Annotated in this window: 16 protein-coding genes and 3 rRNA genes; 15 read left to right on the plus strand and 4 right to left on the minus strand. The window is 56.1% G+C overall.

From position 1 onward, the window contains the following. Positions 1–297: 297 nt before the first annotated feature. The 5 genes from CCOY_RS03635 to CCOY_RS03655 are packed head-to-tail and all read left to right on the plus strand — an operon-like array spanning position 298 to position 2,547. Entirely contained in the window at positions 298–696 is a 399-nt protein-coding gene (locus CCOY_RS03635) for a hypothetical protein (RefSeq protein ID WP_092101806.1), read from the plus strand. 49 nt (positions 697–745) lie between these two features. Further along, positions 746–1,516, plus strand: coding sequence for a peptidoglycan recognition protein family protein (locus CCOY_RS03640; protein ID WP_092101809.1), 771 nt, complete (start codon positions 746–748; stop codon positions 1,514–1,516). Beyond that, on the plus strand, positions 1,516–1,806 hold the full coding sequence (locus CCOY_RS03645; RefSeq protein ID WP_092101812.1) for a hypothetical protein: 291 nt from the start codon (positions 1,516–1,518) through the stop codon (positions 1,804–1,806). Before CCOY_RS03640 ends, CCOY_RS03645 begins: the two co-directional genes overlap by 1 nt. Next, positions 1,793–2,269 carry a hypothetical protein gene (locus CCOY_RS03650; RefSeq protein WP_092101815.1) on the plus strand — a complete coding sequence of 159 codons (477 nt, stop codon included), beginning with the start codon at positions 1,793–1,795 and terminating at the stop codon, positions 2,267–2,269. The genes CCOY_RS03645 and CCOY_RS03650 overlap by 14 nt, the downstream gene beginning before the upstream one ends. Further along, positions 2,245–2,547, plus strand: a complete 303-nt coding sequence (locus CCOY_RS03655; protein ID WP_092101818.1) for a hypothetical protein — start codon at positions 2,245–2,247, stop codon at positions 2,545–2,547. Before CCOY_RS03650 ends, CCOY_RS03655 begins: the two co-directional genes overlap by 25 nt. A gap of 374 nt (positions 2,548–2,921) precedes the next feature. Here the strand turns inward: CCOY_RS03655 and CCOY_RS03660 are convergent, their stop codons facing one another. Then, complete coding sequence (locus CCOY_RS03660; RefSeq protein WP_070828909.1) at positions 2,922–3,989, minus strand: LLM class flavin-dependent oxidoreductase; 1,068 nt, start codon at positions 3,987–3,989, stop codon at positions 2,922–2,924. A 155-nt stretch (positions 3,990–4,144) separates the two neighbouring features. Between CCOY_RS03660 and CCOY_RS03665 the strand changes: the two genes are divergently transcribed. The 6 genes from CCOY_RS03665 (at position 4,145) to CCOY_RS03690 (ending at position 9,252) form a co-directional block, all read left to right on the plus strand. Next, entirely contained in the window at positions 4,145–4,699 is a 555-nt protein-coding gene (locus CCOY_RS03665; RefSeq protein WP_070483084.1) for an META domain-containing protein, read from the plus strand. A 52-nt stretch (positions 4,700–4,751) separates the two neighbouring features. Beyond that, entirely contained in the window at positions 4,752–5,309 is a 558-nt protein-coding gene (locus CCOY_RS03670) for an META domain-containing protein (protein WP_167594506.1), read from the plus strand. Positions 5,310–5,495: 186 nt separating this feature from the next. After that, the gene (locus tag CCOY_RS03675) at positions 5,496–6,521 is read left to right on the plus strand and encodes a siderophore ABC transporter substrate-binding protein (protein WP_092101821.1); all 1,026 of its coding nucleotides are present in this window, start codon (positions 5,496–5,498) and stop codon (positions 6,519–6,521) included. A gap of 7 nt (positions 6,522–6,528) precedes the next feature. Beyond that, positions 6,529–7,506, plus strand: coding sequence for an ABC transporter permease (locus tag CCOY_RS03680; RefSeq protein ID WP_092101824.1), 978 nt, complete (start codon positions 6,529–6,531; stop codon positions 7,504–7,506). Beyond that, positions 7,499–8,500, plus strand: coding sequence for an iron chelate uptake ABC transporter family permease subunit (locus tag CCOY_RS03685; protein ID WP_070483092.1), 1,002 nt, complete (start codon positions 7,499–7,501; stop codon positions 8,498–8,500). Before CCOY_RS03680 ends, CCOY_RS03685 begins: the two co-directional genes overlap by 8 nt. Then, on the plus strand, positions 8,497–9,252 hold the full coding sequence (locus CCOY_RS03690) for an iron ABC transporter ATP-binding protein (protein WP_070452053.1): 756 nt from the start codon (positions 8,497–8,499) through the stop codon (positions 9,250–9,252). The genes CCOY_RS03685 and CCOY_RS03690 overlap by 4 nt, the downstream gene beginning before the upstream one ends. A 3-nt stretch (positions 9,253–9,255) precedes the next feature. Here CCOY_RS03690 and CCOY_RS03695 read toward each other — a convergent pair whose 3' ends face one another. After that, positions 9,256–9,660: a hypothetical protein gene (locus CCOY_RS03695; RefSeq protein WP_143028459.1), complete on the minus strand. Its 405-nt coding sequence runs from the start codon at positions 9,658–9,660 to the stop codon at positions 9,256–9,258. A 176-nt stretch (positions 9,661–9,836) separates the two neighbouring features. Here CCOY_RS03695 and CCOY_RS03700 point away from each other — a divergent pair. The 3 genes from CCOY_RS03700 to rrf all read left to right on the plus strand — a co-directional run bounded on the left by CCOY_RS03700 (position 9,837) and on the right by rrf (position 15,108). Next, positions 9,837–11,353 (plus strand): 16S ribosomal RNA (locus CCOY_RS03700). Between the two features lie 412 nt (positions 11,354–11,765). After that, positions 11,766–14,849: ribosomal RNA gene (locus tag CCOY_RS03705) — 23S ribosomal RNA — on the plus strand. Positions 14,850–14,990: 141 nt separating this feature from the next. Then, positions 14,991–15,108: ribosomal RNA gene (gene rrf / locus CCOY_RS03710) — 5S ribosomal RNA — on the plus strand. The 16S, 23S and 5S rRNA genes sit together here, the layout of an rRNA operon. Before the next feature lie 651 nt (positions 15,109–15,759). Here rrf and CCOY_RS03715 read toward each other — a convergent pair. Both CCOY_RS03715 and CCOY_RS03720 read right to left on the minus strand, forming a co-directional pair. Beyond that, positions 15,760–16,776 carry a LysR family transcriptional regulator gene (locus CCOY_RS03715; RefSeq protein WP_092101827.1) on the minus strand — a complete coding sequence of 339 codons (1,017 nt, stop codon included), beginning with the start codon at positions 16,774–16,776 and terminating at the stop codon, positions 15,760–15,762. Between the two features lie 55 nt (positions 16,777–16,831). Continuing rightward, a complete protein-coding gene (locus tag CCOY_RS03720) occupies positions 16,832–18,040 on the minus strand; it encodes an IS110 family RNA-guided transposase (RefSeq protein ID WP_092100328.1) in 1,209 nt (402 codons plus the stop codon). A 458-nt stretch (positions 18,041–18,498) separates the two neighbouring features. On the opposite strand from CCOY_RS03720, the gene CCOY_RS03725 reads away from it, so the two are divergent. After that, positions 18,499–20,805: a penicillin acylase family protein gene (locus CCOY_RS03725; protein WP_070483753.1), complete on the plus strand. Its 2,307-nt coding sequence runs from the start codon at positions 18,499–18,501 to the stop codon at positions 20,803–20,805. The last annotated feature ends 34 nt before the right edge of the window (positions 20,806–20,839 follow it).

Below are 20,839 nucleotides of genomic sequence, written 5' to 3' on the forward strand. Positions count from 1 at the left end.
CCTTATCGTGGGGCTTCCGGAAGAAGTCCACGGTTTGGAGAGTTGCTACCCAGATACTGAGCAGCAGGGCGATGATTTCTATCATCTGTACCCCTTTCCACTATTGAATTTTCTTACTTCAGTGCGTCTCTCACTCGCACTACAACCATTATAGCAATAACGCGCTGAACGTGCCAAACAGGCTAAACATGTAGAAAGCGAAAGGGGGTGAGCGTGTGTAACTCGAAGTGACAGCCACCATGACCGCTGCAGCGGTCAAGCCCAGTAACAAACCAACCAAGCAAGAAGGAGGCCACCATGGCTGAACAACATGAAACCCGCGATCTGTGGAACATCGCGCTTGAAAACCTCACTGACACCCAGCTCGAAGAGCATCAACGCCAGTGCTGGGACCGATCCAACAACATTGACCAGGAGCGGCAACGCCGCCAAGCACTCCCATATGTCTGGGCGAACGAAACGCAGATCATTAAGTCGCTGCGTACCGCACTTGGCAACGCGCCGGAAGCAGGGGCACCGTGGAAGCAACCCGAGAACATCACCGGCGCGTATATCGACGGCGACATCGTCACTTTTGAGGGAAAGAAGTGGCAGGCGACCGGCGACGGCGCAATCATGTTAGCCCCGCAAGCAGTGCACCCGATCATGGGTCGACGATGGGTACCTGTCACAGGTCAGGTCGCAGAGACCAACTAAGCCCCACTGTAGGGGCATTTTTTATGCCCGAAGCACGAAAGGAGCAGTCATGAAAAACTGGCTCACATTAGAGCCCGACAGGGTGAAGTTGATGACCCGTCACTTCACCCAAGGTCGAGGCGGAAACAAGATCCAGTACGTCGTCGTCCATCACAACGCAGGCGTCCTCTCGATCGACCAGATCTGGCAAGTGTGGCAGGACCGCCCAGCATCCGCGCACTACCAAGTCACCAGCACCGGCGAGATCGGACAGTTGGTATGGGACCGCGACACCGCGTGGCACGCCGCGAACACCTGGATGAACCAACGCTCGATCGGCATCGAAGTCTCCAACGCGGCAGGTGCCGCACAAGACTGGCCGATCACCGATATCGCCATCCGCGAGGCAGGACGCCTTATCGCCGCAGTGTGCCACTACTACGGGCTGGGACGGCCAGTAAACGGCAAAAACGTCCGCTATCACCGCGAGTTCACTTCTACGAGTTGCCCGTACCACCTCGCGCCGGGCGGTAAGTACAACTCGCCGCTGATGCGCGAAGCGCGGCGTTTCTATGACGATCTTGCAGCCAAGAAGGTTGCACCGAAACCATCACCCACTAAGGAGAAAGGATCCACGATGTTTGGACCGGAACAGGTAGGCGCTCTTGACGAGGCGAAGCGGTATAGCAAGGACACGAAGGCGCAGTTGACCGGGTCTGGTGAATTGGGCGAGTATCCGGGCTGGTCGCAACTGGGTGGCCGCACTGTTGTCGATGCGCTCGGCGTAATCGGCGAGACGCTCGGCATCCCCGGCTTTAAGGACATGAAGGGGAGTAAGTAATGGGACAGCATTCTTTGGTGCGCGCGGCAGAAGAGGTTATTTCGTCCGAGCCGTGGTGGCGTAGGTATAAGGGGTCGATCATCATCGTGATCACTGGTGTGGTTGCTGTGCTCATGCAGTTGGCGGAGTCGCCGGATTGGCAGGGCACGACGACGGGCACTGTGCTCACGATGGTGGTGTCGGTAGCCGGCGTGTTGGTCAACCGGTTTACTCCTGATGCGATGACGCCGTCGATGGCGCCGCGCCTGGAGCGGGTGATCAAAGACGGTGATGCGTATGCCGATCGATAAACTGCCTCAGAAGTATCAGCCCGCAGCCTATGGCCTGCGGGCCTTTTTAATGACCGACGCGACTGCATTGCTCATTCTTGGGTTCTGCTTCTTGGCGCGCGGCGCCGGGTGGTTGATTCAGAAGGGGCCGGCAGGCCCGCACCCGTTGAAACTGATTGGCCTTCCGGTCGCGGCTTGGGTGGCGCTCGCTGTCACACTCGGTGTGGTGTGTCTTGTGGCGGCAGTGTGGCATCAAACGACGGTTGGCGTGATCACCTTGGCGTTGTCGGTCACGCTGATCAGTTTGTGGGGCATGGCGTTCCTTCCAGATTCGCTCGCAAATTTCTTGGAGCGCGGCAGCGTGTATTTGGCGCTTGCCGTGATGACGATGTGGGCGGTCTGGAGGGGAAAGCGCGGTGAAATCACACTCGATATTCGAGCGGACCCGAAGGAGGCAGGATGGAACAGTTCTGGGAGAGCCTAGCCATCGTGCTTGCGGCGGTGATTCCGGCGTACCTCGGATATTTGACTGCGCGTGAGAAGCCGAAAGCAGACATCAGGGGTAAGGACACGGTCGATACCGCGCAGCAGCAGATGCAGTCGCTGCTGAAAACGCTGTTGGAGCGTGTCGCCAAACTTGAGAAGACGCAGGAGGTGTTGCAGCAGAAGTACAACCTGTCGCTCGATGCGCTGCGGAAGGTGCGGCGCCGCTATCCCGGTCTCAAAGTTGAGGTGCATGAGTCTGTAGAAGCGGACTTGTAGTCCTCGAACTGTTTAAGAATATTTAAGAGTTCGGCGTGGTCTTTGTCGCGCTAGATAAAGACCACGTGTAGACCACGCCCTGTTTTCACCCCGGTATATCGGCATGTAGATACCGCTCTGCGTTCAATTCCCGGCGGCTCCACTGGAAAGAGACCCCCAGACCCTTACGGGCCTGGGGGTTTCTTTTTATTTGTCGGGGAACTTGCGCCCAGAGCGGCCTTCACTCTGCGGTGCTCATCGTCTAGTTCCTCGACATCGTCTAGCTCCCCGCGCGGGCAACCAGACGATCAGCTCCATACTGAAAACGGTCCCCAATATGACCTGGGGAAACGTCGAGGCCCCTGCGAGACCGTCTAGCGGCACCCGAAGGGGAGCTAGACGATCTCGTAGCCGGTGACCGGGCCCTCCGTGTTCGGCTGCCAACCGAGTGCTGGGGCGACGTGGGTGGCAAAGTTCTCCAGGATCTTTACGTTTACGTCCACGCCCATGCCGGTCGGGATGGTGAGCAGAAGGGTGTCGGCGGCCATGACGGCAGGGTCGGCCTTGAGCTGCTCGATGAGCTTGTCCGGCTCGGCGGCGTAGGTGCGGCCGAAGGTGGAGGCGCCGACCTCGGGAAGCATGCCTACCTGGTCGGAGCCGGAGGCTTGCATGCTGAAGCGTGCCATGTCGGCGCCGTCGACGATGGGGAAGATGGAGCGGGACACGGACACGCGCGGGGTCCAGTCGTGGCCGGCTTCCTTCCAAGCTGCGCGGTAGCGGTTGATTTGGTCGACTTGGATCTCGCCAAGTGTCTGCGCGGTGGTCTCGGAAACCAGGGTGGAGGACATGAGGTTCAGGCCGTCGCGGGCGGTCTGCTCGGCAGACGCGTGGGTACCGGAGCCGTAGAAGATGTGCTTGCGCAGCTCGGGTGCCATGGGGAAGACCGGCAGGGCGGAGCCGGGCTGGAACATGTTGGGGTACTGGCGCTCGAGGGGCGCGGCGGTGGCGAAGCCGTGGCCGTCGACGGCGGCCATGAAGGTTTCGAGGTGGTTGCGGGCGACGTCGGCACCGTTCGGCGCTTCGCCCTTGTAGCCGAATGCTTCCCAGCCGCGCTCGGCGACCTCGGGGGCGCCGCGGGATACGCCAAGGGCGACGCGGCCGCCGGAGAGTTGGTAGAGGGAGGCGGCTTCTTCGGCGAGGTAGAGCGGGTTTTCGTAGCGCATGTCGATCACGCCGGTGCCAACTTCGATGCGCTCGGTGGAGGCTGCAACTGCACCGAGCAGCGGCATCGGGGCGGAGGCTTGCGGGACGAAGTGGTGGACGCGGAAGGATGCGTTGTTGACGCCGATCTCGTCGGCAGCTTTGGCGATCTCGAGGTGGATTCTCGCTACCTTTTCTGCCGAGGGGCCGCGTTGGCCGCCGATGGCGTAGTGCCCGAAGCTCAAGAAACCGAATGCTTTCATGGAGTCCTCCAGATCAGTTATGTGACATATCAACAAATATCATAGCCTGTGCCGAGCAGCGCAACCGAAAAACGGCCTCAACGTTGTATTGGAGGAGCTTAAAAGGTTTATTAAATCCCTTGGCGCGACCACAGCCCGGCGCTACGGTCGTGCGCATGATTTCAAAGACTGCGAAGACGTTGTCCGCTGCAACCGCCCTAGCCGCCCTCGCCGGCGGCTTCATTGGTGCTGGCACCGCGCACGCACAGGTAGCGCAGCTCTCGTCGGCCAACCCGAACCTGGACCAGTTGGTGCAGAAGGGTTGGGACACCTACACCGGCGCCGTGCTGGGCAATAAGGGAGGCATGTTGCTGAAGGATCTGCCGAAGGACGCCAAGCCACTGGCAGCAAAGGATGTAAAGGAAGCTCTCGCACAGCCGCTGCAGGCGAAGGAAGATGCCGCGATCACCCTGACGTTCACGCCGCAGGGCCGGCTCAATTACGACGACGGCTGCAACGTCGGCAACGCAACCTACAAGGTCAACGCTCGCGGTGGGGTAAAGGTGGGCGCGTTCGCTGAGACCCAGCGTCTTTGCGACCCAACCCGCATGAACAAGTCCGATGAACTGAAGTCGATCCTGCGAGCGGGTCCCGCTGTGTACAAACTTAACGACGACACCATCGCCCTTGGCGCCCAAGGCAAGATGATTGAGTTTCTTGGAGTTGCATAGGCATCCCATGAAACCCCTTGAACCCGCGAATCCGGCCGCTACCGTGTGGGGCATGGGTATCAAGACTCAGAAAACATTGTCCATTGCAACCGCGCTCGCGGCCCTGGCCGGCGGCACCCTTGGTGTCGGCACGGCTGGCGCGCAGGAGCGCTCGAGCAGCATTGACCAGTTTGTCCAGATGAGTTCCTCCCTGTTTTCTAACCCGGCGGGGCAGCAGCCCGCTGGCACTGGGCTGATGGTTCCGCTTGCGGAAGGCGCGACGCAGTTGCCTAACGACCAAGTCCAGCCCGCACTGGACACCACCTTGCGTGCCAAGAACAATGACAAGGTCACCGTTGATTTCCGCCCGGACGGCACGCTGACCTACAACGATGGCTGCAACACGGGTAACTCCACCTACCAGGTGGATACGACCGGCAGGTTGCGCGTCGGTGACCTCAACGAGACCCGCATGGCGTGCCCTCCGGGTGCGGAGGTTGCCGCGAACGATCTAAAGACGATCCTGCGCGCCGGCCCGGCGGTGTTCCAGGTCGATCCGTCCACGCTTGCGCTGGCGGCGCAGGGGCAATCGATTGAGTTTGTGAAGTTGCCGGTGCGTGTCGTCGATTAGCAATCGCGACAGACTGCAAAGCTCCAGGTCATCCTGGGGCTTTTTGCTTTGCGACGACCCCACCTCGGCCATTTACAACACAGTTTTGTAGTCTAAATGGGCGGAAACCGGGGGTGCCGGTTGACTTTAAGTATGGCTACCCTAATATGTTCCAGGTAACCCTTACCTAAGTCTGGAAGGACGACAATGATCCGTTTCCCGCGCACCGCGCTGATCGCCCTCGCAGCCGCAGGCTCGCTGACCCTCGGCGCTTGCTCCAACGCAGAGCAGGCCGCTGAGACCACCACCTCTGTAGCAGCCACCTCCGAGGCTGCAACCTCCGCCACCACCGATGGCAGCACCGTCAAGGTGACCGACAACTACGGCGAGAAGGAAGTGCCGGCAAACCCGCAGCGCGTCGTCGCTCTGGACAACCGCACCTTCGAGCTCCTGGACGCCTGGGGCGTTAAGCCGGTCGCAGCAGCGCGCGATCTCGTCCCGAACACCATTCCGGGTATCGCGGACGATGAGAGCATTGTCAACATCGGCAACCACAAGGAGCCGAACCTCGAGGCCATCGTGGCCGCTGACCCGGATGTGATCGTCTCTGGCCAGCGCTTCCGCAAGTACGACGAGGAAATTGAGAAGCTGGTTCCGAACGCTACGCTCGTCGAGTTCGAGCCGCGCGACGGCGAGCCGTTTGACCGCGAGCTCATCCGCCAGACCCTCGCCCTTGGCGACATCTTTGGCAAGCAGACCGAGGCTGAGCAGACCGTCAAGGAGTTCACTGAGGCTATCGAGCGCGCCCGCTCCACGTACAACCCGGACCAGACCGTCATGGCCGTGAACGTTTCCGGTGGCGAGATCGGCTACGTCGCACCGGGCGTCGGCCGCATGTGGGGCCCGCTGTTCGACCTGATCGGCTTCACTCCGGCGCTTCAGGTGGAGAACGCCTCTAACGACCACAAGGGTGATGACATCTCCGTCGAGGCAATCGCAGACGCGAACCCGTTCTGGATCTTCGCTCTCGACCGCGATGCAGCGATCAAGTCCGCCAAGGATTCCCCGGAGGCTCTGTCCGTGATCAACGACTCTGCCGCGCTGCAGAACGTTACCGCGGTGAAGGAAAACCACGTCTACGTGGCACCGAAGGACACCTACACCAACGAATCCATCCTCACCTACACCGAGATCCTCAACGATCTGGCAGACAAGTTCGAGGCTGCAAAGTAACCCCCGAATGACACATCCAACTGCGACTACCACCCGCCCCAAGCTTCTCGATTGGAAGCTTGGGGTGGGTGTTGTCGTTGTCGTTTTACTGCTGCTGACCTCGCTTGCGGTGGGGCAGTACGACATTTTGAATAGCGACGACGGCTGGGCCATGTTCCGTACTACCCGCGTCCCGCGCACCATCGCGTTGGTGCTCGCCGGCGCGGCGATGGCGATGAGTGGGTTGATCATGCAGATGCTCACCCAGAACCGCTTCGTCGAGCCGACCACCACCGGCACCACCGAATGGGCCGGCCTTGGCCTGCTCGCGTCGTTCGTGTTCTTTCCAAACGGCACGATCATGACGCGCATGCTGCTTGCCGTCGGTTTCGCTTTTGTGGGCACGATGGTGTTCTTTGCCTTTTTGCGCAAGGTCACGCTGCGCTCCAGCCTGATCGTGCCGATCGTCGGCATCATGCTCGGCGCCGTGGTCAGCGCAGTCTCCACCTATTGGGCGCTGCAGGCCGACCTGTTGCAATCGCTCGGCGTGTGGTTTGCAGGCTCGTTCACCAGCGTGATCGCTGGCCAGTACGAGGTGCTGTGGATCGTGCTGTTTGTGGTCATCGCTGTGTTCTTCTACGCCGACCGGCTCACCGTGGCCGGCCTCGGCGAAGACGTGGCCACCAACGTTGGTCTGAATTACAACCGGATCGTGCTCGTCGGCACCAGCTTGGTCGCGGTGGCCGCCGGCGTGGTTACGGTTGTCGTGGGCAATCTGCCATTCTTGGGCCTGATTGTGCCGAACATTGTGAGCATGTTGCGTGGCGACGACCTCCGCTCCAACCTTCCATGGGTCTGCCTCACCGGCATTGGAGTGGTGACCATTTGCGATCTTCTGGGCCGCACCATCATCGCGCCGTTTGAAATGCCCGTGTCCGTCATCCTCGGCGTTGTCGGCGCCGCGGTGTTTATCGCCATGATTGTGAGGCGGAGCCGGAATGCGTGAGATCGGGGCGTTCCAGTCGTCGAAAAGCAAAAAGCGCTACTGGATGATTATTGCCGCGCTTGCGGTGGCCGCACTGCTATTTACCGCGGGGCTGCTCGCGTACGGCAACCCGATGGAGTTCGGGTCCACCGGCTACTGGCTGATTGCGCAACGTCGCATGAACGCGGTGATCGCGATGGCCATCGTGGCTGTGTGCCAAGCGACAGCAACCGTGGCGTTTCAAACGGTGACAAACAACAGGATTCTCACCCCGTCCATCATGGGGTTCGAATCGCTCTACGTCGCCATCCACACTTCAACCGTGTATTTCCTCGGCGCAGCCGGGCTGATCAACGCGCACACCCTGGAGATGTTTGTCTTCCAGCTCGTGCTCATGATCGGGCTCAGCCTGGTGCTCTACACATGGCTGCTCGCCGGCAACAACCCCGACATGCACGCCATGCTGCTGGTCGGCATCGTGCTCGGCGGGGGACTGGGTGCAGTATCTACGTTTATGCAACGCATGCTCACACCCAGCGAGTTCGACGTGCTCACCGCGCGCCTGTTTGGTTCCGTGAACAACGCCGACCCGGAGTACTACCCGTTGGCAATCCCGCTGGTCATCGTGGCGACGGGACTACTGATCTTCAACTCGCGCGCGCTCAACGTCCTGTCTCTGGGGCGCGACGTATCCATGAATCTAGGCGTGGACCACAAAAAGCACGCGATTTACACGCTCGTGCTGGTGGCCATCCTCATAGCGGTATCGACCGCGCTGGTCGGCCCGATGACCTTCCTCGGCTTCCTCGTGGCCACACTCGCGTACCAAGCCGCGGATACCTACGACCACCGCTACGTCTTCCCCATGGCGATACTGCTCGGATACTGCATCCTGTCGGGTGCGTACTTTGTGATGAACCACATCTTCTACGCGCAAGGCGTGGTCTCCATCATCATCGAACTGGTCGGTGGCCTGACCTTCCTAATCGTGATTTTGAGAAAGGGACGCCTGTGATTCAACTCAAAGAAGTCCGCAAGGCCTACAGCAGCAGTGTTGACATCGGACCGGTCACCCTGGACATCCCCGAAGGCGGCATCACCGCCCTCGTCGGCCCGAACGGTGCAGGTAAGTCGACCCTGCTGACGATGATCGGCAGGCTCCTCGACCTTGACTCCGGCCAAATCGAAGTCGCAGGCCTGGACGTCACCTCGGCGCGCTCGAAGGACCTGGCCAAAGTCGTGTCCATCCTGCGTCAGGAAAACCACTTTGTGACCCGCCTGACCGTGCGCCAACTCGTCGGCTTCGGCCGCTTCCCGTACTCGGGTGGGCGCCTGACCCCCGAAGATGAAGAGATCGTCTCGCGCTACATCGACTTCCTCGGCCTGCGCGAGCTGGAGAATCGCTTCCTCGACCAGCTCTCCGGTGGTCAGCGTCAGCGCGCCTACGTTGCGATGGTGCTTAGCCAGGAAACGAACTATGTGCTTCTCGACGAGCCCCTGAACAACCTCGACATCTCCCACTCCGTAGAGATGATGAAGCACTTGCACTCCGCATCCCGCGAGTTTGGCCGAACCATCGTGATCGTTCTGCACGACATCAACTTCGCCGCACGCTACGCGGACTACATCTGCGCAGTAAAGGACGGGGAAGTTGCCGCCTTTGGTGCGGTTGACGAGATCATGCGCGACAGTCTGCTGAGCTCCATCTTCAATACTCCGGTGGAGGTTATTGAAGGTCCGCATGGACCTATTGCGTGTTATCACTAAAACCTACGCTGTACTGCGGATTTGTGTTGTTTGTGAGTTCGTGGTTATATCTTCATCCGTTGCTTCGAGCGGCCTTGAGGGGCTGGCGAGAGGGAACGAGTTAATTTCATGAGGTTGCTGTGCAAGGTAAACGGTTGTTGAACTTGGGTTTGACTTTGGTTTACGTTGTGTTGTAGTCTCTGGTTCCGCCGCTTTGACGGCCGTGACTTTGTAAGTTGTGGTTGTTGGGTGTGCTGGTGTTGTTTGAGAACTCGATAGTGTGCCAATGCATTTTTTGTTGTTGTGTGCTTGGTGTTGTGTGCCATGGTGTGCATGCCTTGTTTGGTGTGTGCCGGTGGTGGTTGGGTGAACCATTGATTGCCTGATCATCTGTGTGGTGTGCTTCACTTTTGTGAGTGCATGATGCATGTTGCCAACCCTTGTTTTTGCCCCGTCAGGGTGGGGGTTGGTTGGAAGTTTTTTGGCTTCCAGTAATTTTTGGATTTTTTATTTTTGTGCCAGTCCAGCATCTGTTTTTTGGTGTTGGTTGGTTTGTTTTTGGTTAGGTATTGGGCTTTTCACGGCCTGTTTCTGCTGAAACATTTTTTGTGGAGAGTTTGATCCTGGCTCAGGATGAACGCTGGCGGCGTGCTTAACACATGCAAGTCGAACGGAAAGGCCAGTGCTTGCACTGGTACTCGAGTGGCGAACGGGTGAGTAACACGTGGGTGATCTGCCCCGCACTTCGGGATAAGCCTGGGAAACTGGGTCTAATACCGGATAGGACAGTGGTTTGGATGCCATTGTGGAAAGTTTTTTCGGTGTGGGATGAGCTCGCGGCCTATCAGCTTGTTGGTGGGGTAATGGCCTACCAAGGCGTCGACGGGTAGCCGGCCTGAGAGGGTGTACGGCCACATTGGGACTGAGATACGGCCCAGACTCCTACGGGAGGCAGCAGTGGGGAATATTGCACAATGGGCGCAAGCCTGATGCAGCGACGCCGCGTGGGGGATGACGGCCTTCGGGTTGTAAACTCCTTTCGCTAGGGACGAAGCGTTATGTGACGGTACCTAGAGAAGAAGCACCGGCTAACTACGTGCCAGCAGCCGCGGTAATACGTAGGGTGCGAGCGTTGTCCGGAATTACTGGGCGTAAAGAGCTCGTAGGTGGTTTGTCGCGTCGTTTGTGTAAGCCCGCAGCTTAACTGCGGGACTGCAGGCGATACGGGCATAACTTGAGTGCTGTAGGGGAGACTGGAATTCCTGGTGTAGCGGTGGAATGCGCAGATATCAGGAGGAACACCGATGGCGAAGGCAGGTCTCTGGGCAGTAACTGACGCTGAGGAGCGAAAGCATGGGGAGCGAACAGGATTAGATACCCTGGTAGTCCATGCCGTAAACGGTGGGCGCTAGGTGTGAGTCCCTTCCACGGGGTTCGTGCCGTAGCTAACGCATTAAGCGCCCCGCCTGGGGAGTACGGCCGCAAGGCTAAAACTCAAAGGAATTGACGGGGGCCCGCACAAGCGGCGGAGCATGTGGATTAATTCGATGCAACGCGAAGAACCTTACCTGGGCTTGACATACACCAGATCGCCGTAGAGATACGGTTTCCCTTTGTGGTTGGTGTACAGGTGGTGCATGGTTGTCGTCAGCTCGTGTCGTGAGATGTTGGGTTAAGTCCCGCAACGAGCGCAACCCTTGTCTTATGTTGCCAGCACGTGATGGTGGGGACTCATGAGAGACTGCCGGGGTTAACTCGGAGGAAGGTGGGGATGACGTCAAATCATCATGCCCCTTATGTCCAGGGCTTCACACATGCTACAATGGTCGGTACAACGCGTTTGCGAGCCTGTGAGGGTGTGCTAATCGCTGAAAGCCGGCCTTAGTTCGGATTGGGGTCTGCAACTCGACCCCATGAAGTCGGAGTCGCTAGTAATCGCAGATCAGCAACGCTGCGGTGAATACGTTCCCGGGCCTTGTACACACCGCCCGTCACGTCATGAAAGTTGGTAACACCCGAAGCCAGTGGCCTGTCATGGGAGCTGTCGAAGGTGGGATCGGCGATTGGGACGAAGTCGTAACAAGGTAGCCGTACCGGAAGGTGCGGCTGGATCACCTCCTTTCTAAGGAGCTTTTATTTTTCGCCCACAGTTGTGGGTGTGGTGGTTGAGTATCCGAGTGTGGTACTGCCACCAGTTTGTTTTAAAAATGTCCGGGTGGAGACACACCCAACCATGATCATCATGCTTATGTGAGTATGGGGTGTGGTTGTGGGGTGTGCACGCTTGGGTGCATGGATATCAAGTGTGTGTATGCAGCAATGAAAATGATGGTGTGTTGGCATGCTGTTGGGTGTCTGGGGCAACATTGTGTGTTCCTTTTTGTGGCATTCCATTGTTGGTTGATCATCTGTTGTGGTGGTTGGTCTTCGTGGGGTGTGTGTTGTGTGAGAACTGTATAGTGGACGCGAGCATCTTGTTCTTTTGTGTAATTTTTGTTTGTTGAGTTGTCTGCAGTTTTTGTAGCGACCGTAATTGTTGTTTTGTGTTACGGGCGTATGGTGGATGCCTTGGCATGCTGGGCCGATGAAGGACGTGTGAGGCTGCGTTAAGCCTCGGGGAGTTGCCAACAGTGCGTTGATCCGAGGATGTCCGAATGGGGAAACCCAACACCAGTTGTGTGGTGTTACCTGCAGGTGAATGCATAGCCTGTGTGGAGGTGACGTGGGGAAGTGAAACATCTCAGTACCCACAGGAGAAGAAAACAATTTGTGATTCCGTGTGTAGTGGCGAGCGATAGCGGATGAGGCTAAACCGTGTGCGTGTGATACCTGGGTAGGGGTTGCGTGTGCGGTGTTGTGGGGTGTGATCGTTGCGGGCTACCTGACCGCAAGATGGTGTGTGTGCGTTAGCGGAAACGTCTGGGATGGCGTGCCGGAGCGGGTGATTAGCCCCGTACGTGAAGGCGTTGCATATGTTGTCTGATCATGTTTTCCCCGAGTAGCAGCGGGCTCGTGAAATCTGCTGTGAATCTGCCGGGACCACCCGGTAAGCCTAAATACCCAGTGTGACCGATAGTGAATAGTACCGTGAGGGAATGGTGAAAAGTACCCCGGGAGGGGAGTGAAAGAGTTCCTGAAACCATGCGCTTACAATCCGTCAGAGCACCGTTTGTGTGTGATGGCGTGCCTTTTGAAGAATGAGCCTGCGAGTCAGCGGCATGTCGCGAGGTTAACCCGTTATGTGGGGTAGTCGTAGCGAAAGCGAATCCTAAGAGGGTGTCAAGTGGCATGTCCTGGACCCGAAGCGGGGTGATCTACCCATGGCCAGTGTGAAGCAGCTGTAAGAGGTTGTGGAGGCGCGAACCCACTTAGGTTGAAAACTGAGGGGATGAGCTGTGGGTAGGGGTGAAAGGCCAATCAAACTCCGTGATAGCTGGTTCTCCCCGAAATGCATTTAGGTGCAGCGTGATGTGTGCTTACCGGAGGTAGAGCTACTGGATGGCCGAGCGGGACTATCATCTTAGTGACGTCAGCCAAACTCCGAATGCCGGTGAAGTTTGAGCATTGCAGTGAGACTGTGGGGGATAAGCTTCATAGTCGAGAGGGAAACAGCCCAGATCGCCGGTTAAGGCCCCTAAGGGTGTGCTAAGTGGAAAAGGATGTGGGATCGCGAAGACAGCCAGGAGGTTGGCTTAGAAGCAGCCATCCTTGAAAGAGTGCGTAATAGCTCACTGGTCGAGTGGTTCTGCGCCGACAATGTAGTGGGGCTCAAGCACACCGCCGAAGCCGCGGCATAGTTTTTACTATGGGTAGGGGAGCGTCGTGTGTGGGGTGAAGCCGTATCGGAAGAAGCGGTGGACTGCACGCGAGTGAGAATGCAGGCATGAGTAACGAATGATACGTGAGAATCGTATCCGCCGAATGACTAAGGGTTCCTGGGTCAAGTTCGTCTTCCCAGGGTGAGTCGGGTCCTAAGGCGAGGCCGACAGGCGTAGTCGATGGTCAACGGGTTGATATTCCCGTACCCGTATATACGCGCCCAGTATCGAAGCGGTGATACTAACCACCCAGATCCGCCGACATGCACATCTTTGATGTGTGGTTGGTGGTGATGCGTGGGGCCTGATCCGTTGTAGGTCAGTGATGGGGTGACGCAGCAAGGTAGCCAAGCCGCTTATTGGATTGCGGTGCAAGCGTGTGGCACGACAGCATGTCAAATGCGGCTGTCAATAGTGTGAGGCGTGATGCGTAGCCCATATATGGGTGATGTTGGTGATCCTCTACTGCCGAGAAAAGCCTCTAGCGATGTGTGTATACGGCCCGTACCCGAAACCGACACAGGTAGTCAAGTAGAGAATACTCAGGCGGTCGGGAGAACTGTGGTTAAGGAACTCGGCAAATTACCCCCGTAACTTCGGGAGAAGGGGGACCCAAACTGGTGCCCGATCTATGCGATCGTGGTTGCTGGCGTGGGTCGCAGAGAATAGAGGGGAGCGACTGTTTATCAAAAACACAGGTCCGTGCGAAGACGGTTAAGTTGATGTATACGGACTGACGCCTGCCCGGTGCTGGAAGGTTAAGAGGACCTGTTAGGACATTGTGTCCGAAGCGGAGAATTTAAGCCCCAGTAAACGGCGGTGGTAACTATAACCATCCTAAGGTAGCGAAATTCCTTGTCGGGTAAGTTCCGACCTGCACGAATGGCGTAACGACTCCCCTGCTGTCTCAACCACAGACCCGGTGAAATTGCACTACGAGTAAAGATGCTCGTTACGCGCGGCAGGACGAAAAGACCCCGGGACCTTCACTATAGCTTGGTATTGGCATTCGGTGCGGTTTGTGTAGGATAGGTGGGAGACGTTGAAGCGGCCACGCCAGTGGTTGTGGAGTCGTTGTTGAAATACCACTCTGACCGTAGTGGATATCTAACCTTGGCCCATGATCTGGGTTGGGGACAGTGCCTGGTGGGTAGTTTAACTGGGGCGGTTGCCTCCCAAAATGTAACGGAGGCGCCCAAAGGTTCCCTCAGCCTGGTTGGCAATCAGGTGTTTAGAGTGTAAGTGCACAAGGGAGCTTGACTGCGAGACTTACAAGTCGAGCAGGGACGAAAGTCGGGACTAGTGATCCGGCACCTACTTGTGGATGTGGTGTCGCTCAACGGATAAAAGGTACCCCGGGGATAACAGGCTGATCTTCCCCAAGAGTCCATATCGACGGGATGGTTTGGCACCTCGATGTCGGCTCGTCGCATCCTGGGGCTGGAGTAGGTCCCAAGGGTTGGGCTGTTCGCCCATTAAAGCGGCACGCGAGCTGGGTTCAGAACGTCGTGAGACAGTTCGGTCTCTATCCGCCGCGCGCGTTGAAACTTGAAAAAAGCTGTCCCTAGTACGAGAGGACCGGGACGGACGTACCTCTGGTGTGCCAGTTGTTCCGCCAGGAGCACAGCTGGTTGGCTACGTACGGAAGGGATAACCGCTGAAAGCATCTAAGCGGGAAGCCTGTTTTAAGATGAGGTTTCATTTGAGGTTCCCAGAAGACGACTGGGTTGATAGGCCGGAACTGGAAGCACAGCAATGTGTGGAGGCGACCGGTACTAATACACCAAACAAACCAACACCCGGTTTTTCAACAAACCAAACACAAAACGAAACACTGTTCGCGTCCACTATGCAGTCACTGACACAACACACCCACATTGTCACAATGACATCTCAATACAGTCCACGACACATGGACACTCTATGAACCCCTATAGATGTGTCGGTGGTTGATAGCGGCGGGGAAACGCCCGGTCCCATTCCGAACCCGGAAGCTAAGCCCGCCCGCGCCGATGGTACTGCTCCCGGGAGGGAGTGGGAGAGTAGGTTACCGCCGACCCAACAACTTCACAACACTAAAACACCCAGGACCAACCGCATGGTTGCTCCTGGGTGTTTTTCACGCATACCCACCCCTCTTATTAGTTGGTGCACACCCACCAGCCCGCAACGCGGAATTTGCCCTTGTCGCATCGGCCCAGTTCCTGACCGTGTCGAAATAGTTGGTGAGTCCCCACTAGTCCGCAACGCGGAGAACAAAGGTCCGCAATCAGATCGCTGGCACCGGAATCGTTGGTGACCACCCACTTGTCCGCAATGCAGATTCGCAGTGTCTGCAATGCGGGTGAGGGGTCAGCGGGCGCCACTATGCCCCTGCATAGTCATGGGCATTTATTGACGTATCGGCGACGAGGTTGACTGCATCAGAATCGTTGGTGTTTACCAACTTGTCCGCAACGCGGAGTTTGTCCTTGTCGCATCAGCCCAGTTTTTGACCGTGCTCTTAAAGAGGTATCCCAGCAACCATGTCGAAATAGTTGGTGTATCCCCACTTGTCCGCAATGCGGAGTACGTTTGTCGGCAATGTGGAGAAATTTTCATGTGGCCAAAGGCAGTCGAGTAGTTCTACAACCTGTCTGTAGTATGCTGCACGACGCTCTCCGGCAAATGCGAACGTCGGCACGTCTGCGGGGCGCTTTTTGTAATTTTGTCATGATTCGAAAGCGTCATTTTCGGGGGTGATTCCAGCTGCTCCGGGTGCGTTTTTTAACCAGAAGGCTAAGCGATTTGCGATAGATCGTAGTTCTTCGTCGGCCTCATGCCGTGTATCCCAGGATGCGAAAAGGGGGCAGGTAATTGGTTCGCCATTTGCGCGCGCGGTTTTTGCTGCTAACCCTAGAGCGGGTAATTCGGTAACTATGGCGTAGCCGTATCCATTTGCGGCGAGGCTTTGTGCAACTACCCCCGTGGTTACATAACGTTTTCGAACCTCGCTATTCAGTGTGTTGTATTTAGAGAATACGGCGTGGGGCACGCCGGTTCTTGGGAGTATCCATTCTTCGTCTTTGAAATTTTCTAGATCGATGAAGTGGTGTTCTTTCGATACTTTTTGTATAGCAATATCTGGCGCTTGGACCCTGATATTTAGGCTAGCAACCTCCATTGAACAACGATCTGGGGGAGGTCTCAGAGTCGTGATGGCCAGGTCGGCTCCAGTCTCAAGTCGCTTGTCCGCTTCAGTGGCGTCAACGATTACTAGGTCGATGATTGGGGGGTTTACATCGGCAATGAACGGGGCGAGGATTGCGTGCGCTGTGGTCTGTGTGCATGCGATTTTGAATACAGATTTTCTTGAATATCTCAGTTTCATGAGAGCTATCGATCTGTCGAGTTCGAGAAGAATTCCTTTAGTAAGTGATACGAACTCTTCCCCGGCTGGCGTGAGAACAGTGCCTGTAGAGCGCCTGTAGAAGACTTGTGTCCCGATTTCTTCTTCGATCGCGCGAATTTGTCTGGAGACAGTTGGCTGCGCCAGTTCTAGAAAGCTGGCTGCCCGACTCATCGACCCTTCGCTAACCACAGTATGGAGGGTCCGAATTTCGCTTAAGTCCAAGGTATGTCCTAGAGGTATGGGGGGTGTTCCTATATAGGTTGTCAACTCCGTGGGTGAGGTTGTTGGGGGTATGAAGGGCTTCTGCTTCGCCGTGTGAATGTTGTTTTCGGGCATCTCGAGGAGCCGATTGGGCTTGCTGCTCAATCGGCTTGGATGGGAGCTGTTGGTTCTAAGCTGCTGTGACCTCTTGGACTGTGGAGATGTCTCGGTAGAGCTCGCCGCTACGCATCATGGCGAAGAGAACGTTTAGGCGTCGGCGTGCGAGTGCGACAACTGCGGCGTTGTGTCTTTTGCCTTCTTTGCGTTTTCGTTCATAGAATTGTCGGGAACGCTCGTGGAATCTGATCGATGCAAAAGACGATTGCCATAGGGCGTTCTTTAATTTTTTGTTGCCAGCCCGGTTGGGCGAATTCGACATGATGGACGTTCCCGACTGATTCGTCCGCGGTGATAGGCCTGCATAGGACGCTAGGTGCGCTGCATCGGGGAAGTCGGACATATCGCCAACGGTCATGAGGATCTGCGCGGCGCTACGCGGACCGATGCCGGGCATGGATAAAAGAATCTCGGTGTGAGGAATGTCCTGGATGAGCTTGAGCACCTGCGCCTCGATTTCTTTACGATGCTCGAGTTTGGCCAATGCATCTTTGGCGGACATTGCTACGCCAAGTTCGGCGTATTCTGCCCCGGCAATGGACACGGTCTGCCCGTGGATGGCAGCAAGCATGGCATCGATGACAGGCTCAGGATTGCGCGCCCTGTGACTGCGCGCAAAGGCTGCCAGACGTGCTCTACCGACGCGTCGAATCTTGGTGGGGCCACCGTATTTGGCAAGTAGGTGGAGGATCCACTTGCGATGAATCACCTGTCCGCGCAGAACATGTTCGAATGCAGGATAGGTTCCCACGAGCGCGGATCGCATCTGGTTAATCAGGCGTGTGTAGGCCCGGGCGAGATCTTCGTCAATACCGTTGAGCACTTTCAGCTGGATAAAGACTTCCTCAACGCGGTCGACGCTGCGCAAGGCATCCGGAAGTTTAAGACCGGCATGGGCGATGACGTAGGCGTCGCGCACATCGGTCTTGGAGTTGCCGACGTGGATGCGAGAGAGCTGCCGCATCGCAAGCCCCGGTAGATAGCGAACGTCGGCCCCCATGTCTTGGGCGACTGCGACGGTTAACCGGCCGATGTTGTTGGGTTGATCGACAATGACAAGAACCGAAGCGTCATCGGCGAGAAATTTGCCGAAGAGCTTGCGTAGTGAGCCTTCATGCTGGTTGATGCGTTCGGACAGGACTTGTCTGCCTTGGAAATCGAGGACGCAGGCGTGGTGGAAGTATTTGCCGACGTCCACGCCAATGACGAAGTCATAGGCCATGGGTGTGTGCCTCCTAGCGATGAATGAGAAGTTGGATTATTTATGCTTCATCGCTGGGGTTGGTCGGACATACTTGCACTGGCATCCACATTACTGTGAGACCTCATACCACCTGGGCTGGGTCAAGTTCCTATTAGCAGTTTGAGTATGTCACTGTCTTCGGCGACATCACCCCCCGGATCATTTTCAGACAGGGACAGGAATAAGCCATACCGAAGCCAGCGACTAGTTCCACTGTTCTTGCGAACGGAGGGAACGGAAGTAAACATAACCCGCCCAATCGGGTGGACGGCCTATGAATCTTCGGTGCCCTGGGGTGGAACTGCTAACAACGTAATGGGTAACGGTTGATAGTTATTCAAAGCATAGCGGCAAGATGTTAGTTTTCTGGGATCCAATTGTGAGCGCAGGCACAAATGGTCAATTGATGTAAGCGAAGGCACTATGAGGAGGGTGTGATGGCTGACTATTTCGAATTGCGTTACCTCGAAGATGAGGTTGAAATTCATGTTGATGAATGGGGCGTTCCACACATTTTCGGCTCAACGAAAAACGATGTCTTTCTAGCGCAAGGCTTCAACGCTGCGCGAGATCGTCTGTTCCAGTTAGATTTTTCCCGAAGAAGAGGGCTCGGACGGCTCGCCGAGGTATTCGGTAGTGATTTCGTGGAATGGGACAGGGCTGCACGTCTTTTTATCTACCGTGGAGATTTTCGTGCTGAGTGGCTTGCCTACGGTAACGATGCGAAAGCTATCGTGACAAGTTTTGTAAATGGGGTGAATGGCTTCATTGATTTGGTGGTGAGTGGTGCTATGCCGCTTCCCCTTGAATTCGAAAAGTTAGGTTACCTACCCGAGAAATGGGCGCCAGAGGATCTACTGAGGCTTCGTTCCCATTCTCTGTCTTTTAATGCCGCGGAAGAGGCAGTACGGGCGCGGTTAGCTCATGAATGGAACCACTCAGTTGCGAGTCTGCGCAAGCTTTTTGAGCCCGCAATAGAGTTTGAAGTTCCTGAGGGGCTAGATTTTTCTGTGTTCGCAGAAGACGTGATGAAAGACTATTGGCTTGGAACTGGGCCTATTGTTCGATCCGAAGATTCCAACTCTGGAATCGGTCGTGTGCAGCAGCCAAGTGATGGTTCAAACAACTGGGTTCTGTCTGGTGATTTGACCTCTACAGGAAGGCCAATTCTTTGTAACGACCCCCACCGCGTTACGTCGAGTATGCCGTCATTGCGGTATATTGCGCACCTATCTTGTAGGGACTTCGATGTAATAGGTGGTGGAGAGCCACTACTCCCGGGGGTTTCTATTGGACACAATGGCAAAGTCGCGTTCGGGCTTACGATTTTCGCCATTGACCAGGAAGATCTCTTTGTCCATGTGCTGAATCCGAATAACCCAGATGAGTATCAATTTGAAGGTGCTTGGCGAAAGTTCTCAGAAGTTACGGAGGAGATTCACTCGTGCGATGGGCCGGAGCAGACGGTCGTTCTCCGTTTCTCAGAGTTTGGTCCAGTTATCTATCATGACCCTGAGAGGCACGTCGCAGTATCACTGGCAGCCGCTTGGCTAGAGCCTGGAGGGGCACCTTATCTCGGTTCTATTGAATACATGCGGGCCGATAATATTGATGAGTTTCTCGAGGCGATGAATCGATGGTGTGCTCCGCCTGAAAACCAGATCGTTGCCGAACCTGGTGGGAGAATCGCCTGGCAACCTGGTGGCATTATTCCCAAGCGGAAGAATTGGAATGGTCTGTTCCCGGTTCCGGGTGATGGTCAGTACGTTTGGGATGGCTTCTATGACAACGATGTTCTGCCTGGGTTCGCGAAAGATAGCGGCTATTTTGCCACTGCGAACCAGTATCTTTTGCCAGAAGAATTCCCACGGGAAGTGCATATCTCCTATGAGTGGTACGACGATGTCCGTTATCGGCGTATCAAAGAGTGGCTAGATGACGCACGAGAGGTCACGATTCGGGAAGCATTTGATTTTCAAACAGATGATTTAAACCTGCATGCACGGGAAACGATCGTCGTACTCAAGCAAGTCGCGCAGTTTCAGGACCATGCACTCGGGAGACTTGTTGACGCATGGGATTTTCGGATGTCGGCTGGGTCGACACAAGCGCATGCATGGGAACTGTTTTTCTGGGAACACTTGGTCCCTACCGTCCTGCGTTCTCAACTTAAGACCTTGGGATACGAGGGCGAGGCTGAGAAGATTCTTGGGATTCTTATTCCGGACCTGGCTGCTGAGAGAGATTCTCGAGTTGCTTTGAGCCTTATGCGGGATTGGGCTGACTCCGACCAAAGGAAGCTTGATCTTGCTGTAGAACATGCACTTATCAGTTTTGACGCCTTTGTCGACATGGACAAGCTTTGCCCCTGGGGTGATGTTCATATGCGCTACGCCGATCACGCGTTTGCTGATTTGCTCATCGAAGCAGGTGTAGAAGAAAAGTTGGTTCGCTCTGGGGAATATGAAGTGCCAGGAAGTGGAGAGACAGTTGGCCTGGCTGGATACGCCAGTACGGGGGATTACAGGCAGATCTATGGCAGCTCATTCAGGGTAGCGATTGACGTTGGGGAATGGGACAACTCAATTGCGCTTAATGGACCAGGGCAAAGCGGAGATCTCTCGTCTGGATACCAGTTTGAACACATGGACAGATGGGTGAAAGGAGAGCCATTTCCTTTGCTGTACTCCAAAGGTCTAATTGAAAAACACCGCCGTCAACTAATTATTTTGAAGCCGCGATAGGAGAGAAAAATGCCCGATTATATTTCGTATGCTC

It is taken from the genome of Corynebacterium coyleae (assembly GCF_030408635.1).
GTDB classification, from domain to species: Bacteria; Actinomycetota; Actinomycetes; order Mycobacteriales; family Mycobacteriaceae; genus Corynebacterium; species Corynebacterium coyleae.

What these genes read in the sequence shown, in the direction of transcription:
- CCOY_RS03635 (WP_092101806.1), top strand. Translation starts at nt 298, where the DNA reads ATGGCTGAACAACATGAAACCCGCGATCTGTGGAACATCGCGCTTGAA.
- CCOY_RS03685 (WP_070483092.1), top strand. Translation starts at nt 7,499, where the DNA reads ATGCGTGAGATCGGGGCGTTCCAGTCGTCGAAAAGCAAAAAGCGCTAC.
- CCOY_RS03720 (WP_092100328.1), bottom strand. Translation starts at nt 18,040, where the DNA reads ATGGCCTATGACTTCGTCATTGGCGTGGACGTCGGCAAATACTTCCAC.
- CCOY_RS03670 (WP_167594506.1), top strand. Translation starts at nt 4,752, where the DNA reads ATGGGTATCAAGACTCAGAAAACATTGTCCATTGCAACCGCGCTCGCG.
- CCOY_RS03660 (WP_070828909.1), bottom strand. Translation starts at nt 3,989, where the DNA reads ATGAAAGCATTCGGTTTCTTGAGCTTCGGGCACTACGCCATCGGCGGC.
- CCOY_RS03680 (WP_092101824.1), top strand. Translation starts at nt 6,529, where the DNA reads ATGACACATCCAACTGCGACTACCACCCGCCCCAAGCTTCTCGATTGG.
- CCOY_RS03725 (WP_070483753.1), top strand. Translation starts at nt 18,499, where the DNA reads ATGGCTGACTATTTCGAATTGCGTTACCTCGAAGATGAGGTTGAAATT.
- CCOY_RS03640 (WP_092101809.1), top strand. Translation starts at nt 746, where the DNA reads ATGAAAAACTGGCTCACATTAGAGCCCGACAGGGTGAAGTTGATGACC.
- CCOY_RS03665 (WP_070483084.1), top strand. Translation starts at nt 4,145, where the DNA reads ATGATTTCAAAGACTGCGAAGACGTTGTCCGCTGCAACCGCCCTAGCC.
- CCOY_RS03645 (WP_092101812.1), top strand. Translation starts at nt 1,516, where the DNA reads ATGGGACAGCATTCTTTGGTGCGCGCGGCAGAAGAGGTTATTTCGTCC.
- CCOY_RS03675 (WP_092101821.1), top strand. Translation starts at nt 5,496, where the DNA reads ATGATCCGTTTCCCGCGCACCGCGCTGATCGCCCTCGCAGCCGCAGGC.
- CCOY_RS03715 (WP_092101827.1), bottom strand. Translation starts at nt 16,776, where the DNA reads ATGCCCGAAAACAACATTCACACGGCGAAGCAGAAGCCCTTCATACCC.
- CCOY_RS03655 (WP_092101818.1), top strand. Translation starts at nt 2,245, where the DNA reads ATGGAACAGTTCTGGGAGAGCCTAGCCATCGTGCTTGCGGCGGTGATT.
- CCOY_RS03650 (WP_092101815.1), top strand. Translation starts at nt 1,793, where the DNA reads ATGCCGATCGATAAACTGCCTCAGAAGTATCAGCCCGCAGCCTATGGC.
- CCOY_RS03695 (WP_143028459.1), bottom strand. Translation starts at nt 9,660, where the DNA reads ATGCATCATGCACTCACAAAAGTGAAGCACACCACACAGATGATCAGG.